We start from the raw sequence: 4167 nt of genomic DNA, 5'->3' as shown, positions 1-4167 counted from the left end.
CGGCGCTATCCTTCCCTGCCCTGAAGGACGGGGCTTGCCGCGCCTTTTGGTCAACTCAAGACAATTGGGCAGCAACGGCTTTCAGCAGGCGTTTCTGGTCAACGGGCTTCGTCAGATAGGCATCGGAGCCAAAACATAGCCCCTGTTCAATCTCTTCGGGAGAGATTTTCGAGGAGAGAAAGACGAAGGGGATGTGAGCTGTAGACTGATCCCATCTCAGGGCATCCAGCACCCCATAGCCGTTCAGCTTGGGCATCACCACATCGCACAACACCAAGTCGGGCATCAGGGTGCGCACCATCTGCAAGCCCTCTTCTCCATCGGTGGCCGCCACCGTGTCGTACCCCGCTCGTTGCAACACCTTCTGCAGGTAGGTACGGATGGAGGGTTCGTCTTCAATCACCAGGATGCGTTTGGACATAACTTTGTAAAAAATTAAACAAAGACCTGGCCCAACCTGTCGGGCCTACTGTCCGCCTTCCCGGAGCCAGAGAGATCCGAGTTGATGCAAGAACAAGTCGAAGAACTACAGCTGCAGCATAGGGAAACTCTGGAAAAAAAAACTCCGCCAAATCGCTCATTCTGGGATCTCCCTGCTCTGCAAAAATCCTGATAGAGTGCGGAACAACTTTCCTCATCCGCAGATTTGCGGTTATGCCAGAAACCCCCCTCCTCCTTTGGGAGAAGTGAAGGCAGCCTATTCCGAAGTCAGTTGACGTTCCATCAGGCGGGTGAGGGCGGCGGTGGGGGTGGTCTGCCCTTGCAACAACAGATGCACTTCCTGGGTGATGGGCACCTGAATGCCGTGCTGGGCAGCGATCTCGACCACGACGGGAGCGGTGTAAACCCCTTCGGCGGTGCCCTCGATCTCCGCCAAAATCTGCGACAAGGGTTGGCCCTGGCCTAGCCCGTAGCCCACTCGGTAGTTGCGGCTCAAGCGGCTGTGGCAGGTGGCCAGCAGATCCCCCAACCCCGACAGGCCATTGAAGGTTTCTGCCCGTGCCCCCAGCTTAGATCCCACCCGGATCATCTCTGCCAGGCCGCGGGTAACCAGAGCCGCACGAGCATTGGCCCCCAGTTGCAAGCCATCACACACGCCAACAGCGATGGCGATAACATTTTTCAGGGTGCCGCCTAGCTCCACTCCCAGCGGATCGCTGCTGGTATAGAGGCGGAACCGCTCCGAGGAAAGGGCATACTGCACCTGCACAGCGGCCCAGGGATCCCGGCTGGCCACCACTGCCGCTGCCGGCAAGCCTTGGCGGATCTCCGCCGAAAGATTAGGCCCCGAAAGCACCACCAGGGGCTGCTCCGGGAAGGTGGCCCCCCAAATTTGGGTAGGGGTCAGAAGCTGCAGTGGATCCAACCCTTTGGTGGCCGAGACCAAAATTGCCTGCGGCGGGATCCCCACTTGGCGCACCGCTTCCACCACAGGGCGTACCCCCGCCATAGAGACGGCTGAGATGAGGATTTGGGATCCCTGGAGCACTTCTGCCAAATCCAGGCCCTTGCGGCGATTCCAAACCCGCACCCGGTGCCCTTGCCCCTGAGCCAGCATCGCCAGGGTACTTCCCCAAGCCCCGGCTCCCAAAATGGCAACGCTTTGCGGGGATGTTGGGCTTTGGCCTTCTGCGCTAGTGTTCATCTAATCTGTTCACCCGCAGACTTTCTCTTAAGCTTTCTTCGTAGGATGCCTCTCAAAAAGCCTGCGCCGGCAAAGGGAAGACCGGCGACAAAGGTTAGTATGGGTGGATACCAAATCATGGGTTAGCTCGAGAGCAGACGACATGGCAGAAGCAGGGATCCCCCGCCTTCCTCCTGAGGTAGCTGCCAAAATGGGAACCTGGCAGCACGGGTATGCCCTTACCAATGGCATTCAACTGCACTACGTCACCCAAGGGGAAGGGGAGCTGGCGATCTTGTTGCACGGTTTCCCGGAGTTTTGGTACTCCTGGCGGCATCAGATTCCGGTGTTGGCGCAGCGGTTTCGCGTGGTGGCACCCGACATGCGCGGCTACAACGATTCCGACAAACCGGATCACGGCTACGACTTGGATACCCTTACCGAGGATATTCGCGGCTTGCTGAGCCACTTTGGGGCTCAGAGGGCGGTGGTCGTAGCCCACGATTGGGGGGGAGCCATTGCCTGGCACTGGGCGCAATTTTTTCCTGAGGAGATTCGCAAGCTGGCCGTCCTCAATTCTCCCCATCCGGCCTGCTTTCGCCGGGAATTCTTGAGCAACTTGGATCAACTGCGCCGCAGTTGGTACCTGTTCTTTTTTCAATTGCCTTGGCTGCCAGAGTGGGTGCTGCAGTGGGATTTGGGAGATTGGGTGCGCCGCATTTTCCAGGAAACCTCGGTGCGCAAAAGCGCCTTCACCCGCCACGACCTCAAGCTCTACCAAGAGGCCCTCTCCAAACCCAAGGTTCTCACCTCTGCCCTCAACTACTACCGCCAGCTGTTTAACCTGCCCACCTTGCAGAACCTGTTTTTGCAGCCCATGCGGCAGATCCTCGCCCCCACCCTGCTGATTTGGGGAGAAGAAGACTTTGCCCTCAGCCGCGAGCTAACTGAGGGGATGGATCCCTTTTTCCCCAACGGCCTGCGCAAGGAGTACATCCCCGAATGCGGCCATTGGGCGCAGCAGGAAGCTCCGCAAACGGTCAATCGGCTGCTGATGGAGTTTCTCTAGCGGGCCGGGCTTGGGATCCGCTCTTTACCATCTTCAAGGGTTGACCCTAGAATAATCCACTGAATTCTACGGGAGAACCGGCATGGCCCTGGAGTATCCATCCCATCTGCGCTACGTGGACACCCACGAGTACATCCATGTTGAGGATGATATTGCGGTGATTGGGATCACGGCTTATGCCGTCGATCAACTGGGGGATATCGTTTTCGTGGGCTTGCCCGAAGAAGGGACAGAGATTGAAAAAGGGGAAAGCTTTGGCTCAGTGGAATCGGTCAAAGCCGTCGAAGATCTCTATGCCCCTCTTTCTGGAGAGGTGGTGGCCGTGAATACAGCGGTGGTGGAGAGCCCCGAAAGCCTTGCCGACGATCCCTATGGCGATGGCTGGCTGATCAAGGTGCGCATTGCCAACCCCGAAGATCTCGAGGACACCATGAGCGCCGAAGCCTACGCCAGTTTGGTAGAGGGATCCTAAACTCCAGCAGTTGGCCCTGAACTACAGCAAAGTCTCTCGGTTACCCCCCTCAGCTTTGGCTTGGTAGAGGGCCTTGTCGGCAGCAGCCAGCAGACTTTGTGGGTCAGTTCCCTCTCCCAGCTCCAGCAGAGAGGCGATGCCCACACTGCAGCTTAGGGAGATGGTCTCCGCTTCCACCTGCACCAACAGGGTCTGGACAGCCTGCCGCAAGCGTTCTGCCAGCCCTAGGATCTGCGAGTTCGGGATCCCGCGCACCAGCAGGGCAAACTCATCGCCCCCCAAGCGGGCCACCAGATCGTCTTGGCGAACGTGAGCTTGCAATCGCCGCGCCACCTGGATTAAGGTTTGATCCCCAGCCCAGTGCCCCCAGCGGTCGTTGATTTGCTTAAACCCATCCAAATCCAGATAGAGCACGTGGAGGGGAATGCGATGGCGAAGGGCAAAGGGGATCTCCAGCTCCAGTTGCTTCAGGAAAAAACGTCGGTTATACAGACCGGTTAGCGGGTCATAGAGGGCAGCAGTGGCCATTTGCAAAAAGAAGGCTTCTTCTGCCGCGTTGTAGTAGGCAAACTTGAGGGTGCTGGCCCCCACTTGAATGTAATCTCCATCCTTCAGGAGAACGCGGCTGACGCGCTCGCCGTTAACATATGTGCCGTTGAGGCTCTCCAGGTCGGTGAGGACATAACCTTCATCTTCTCTCTCCAGCCGACAGTGCTGCCGGGAGACGGCGTGATCCAAGAGCTGAATGTCCGCGCGGTGGCTGCGCCCCAAAACCCCACCCCTTGCCAAGGGAAACGTCATGCCCACATTGGCGCCGCTGAGCACCGTTAGAAAGGCCGCAGTTGCCTCAGGCTGGGGTCTGCGCTCGTAAAACTCCAAGGGGATCTGAGTGGTTGGCTCCTCTGGCAACTGAGAGAGAGGGTCGAGAGGCATGGAGAGGCCCAACGAATTGTGCGGGTTAGCAGTAAGCACTCGTTATATCCGTATTATGTCGGTTTTCCC

The 4167-nt window shown here is 58.1% G+C and carries 5 protein-coding genes; 2 read left to right on the top strand and 3 right to left on the bottom strand.

Translation table 11 applies throughout. The features are described 5' to 3' along the window. Nucleotides 1–55: 55 nt before the first annotated feature. Both NW820_RS10690 and NW820_RS10685 read right to left on the bottom strand, forming a co-directional pair. A complete protein-coding gene (locus NW820_RS10690; protein ID WP_011432017.1) occupies nucleotides 56–421 on the bottom strand; it encodes a response regulator in 366 nt (121 codons plus the stop codon). 276 nt (nucleotides 422–697) lie between these two features. Then, complete coding sequence (locus NW820_RS10685; RefSeq protein ID WP_011432015.1) at nucleotides 698–1645, bottom strand: NAD(P)H-dependent glycerol-3-phosphate dehydrogenase; 948 nt, start codon at nucleotides 1643–1645, stop codon at nucleotides 698–700. A 142-nt stretch (nucleotides 1646–1787) separates the two neighbouring features. On the opposite strand from NW820_RS10685, the gene NW820_RS10680 reads away from it, so the two are divergent. Both NW820_RS10680 and gcvH read left to right on the top strand, forming a co-directional pair. After that, nucleotides 1788–2693 carry an alpha/beta fold hydrolase gene (locus tag NW820_RS10680; RefSeq protein ID WP_414331097.1) on the top strand — a complete coding sequence of 302 codons (906 nt, stop codon included), beginning with the start codon at nucleotides 1788–1790 and terminating at the stop codon, nucleotides 2691–2693. A gap of 82 nt (nucleotides 2694–2775) precedes the next feature. Further along, nucleotides 2776–3165 (top strand): glycine cleavage system protein GcvH, encoded by a 390-nt coding sequence (gcvH, locus tag NW820_RS10675; protein WP_011432013.1) that lies wholly within the window; start codon nucleotides 2776–2778, stop codon nucleotides 3163–3165. A gap of 21 nt (nucleotides 3166–3186) precedes the next feature. Here gcvH and NW820_RS10670 read toward each other — a convergent pair whose 3' ends face one another. Further along, the gene (locus NW820_RS10670) at nucleotides 3187–4137 is read right to left on the bottom strand and encodes a diguanylate cyclase (protein WP_414407474.1); all 951 of its coding nucleotides are present in this window, start codon (nucleotides 4135–4137) and stop codon (nucleotides 3187–3189) included. Nucleotides 4138–4167: the final 30 nt, after the last annotated feature.

Origin of the sequence: Synechococcus sp. R55.7 (genome assembly GCF_047461955.1) — a bacterium.
Classification (GTDB): domain Bacteria; phylum Cyanobacteriota; class Cyanobacteriia; order Thermostichales; family Thermostichaceae; genus Thermostichus.
The sequence above is the reverse complement of the archived record's forward strand: the minus strand, read 5'-3'. Positions and strand labels throughout refer to the sequence as shown.

What these genes read in the sequence shown, in the direction of transcription:
- NW820_RS10690 (WP_011432017.1), bottom strand. Translation starts at nt 421, where the DNA reads ATGTCCAAACGCATCCTGGTGATTGAAGACGAACCCTCCATCCGTACC.
- NW820_RS10685 (WP_011432015.1), bottom strand. Translation starts at nt 1,645, where the DNA reads ATGAACACTAGCGCAGAAGGCCAAAGCCCAACATCCCCGCAAAGCGTT.
- NW820_RS10680 (WP_414331097.1), top strand. Translation starts at nt 1,788, where the DNA reads ATGGCAGAAGCAGGGATCCCCCGCCTTCCTCCTGAGGTAGCTGCCAAA.
- gcvH (WP_011432013.1), top strand. Translation starts at nt 2,776, where the DNA reads ATGGCCCTGGAGTATCCATCCCATCTGCGCTACGTGGACACCCACGAG.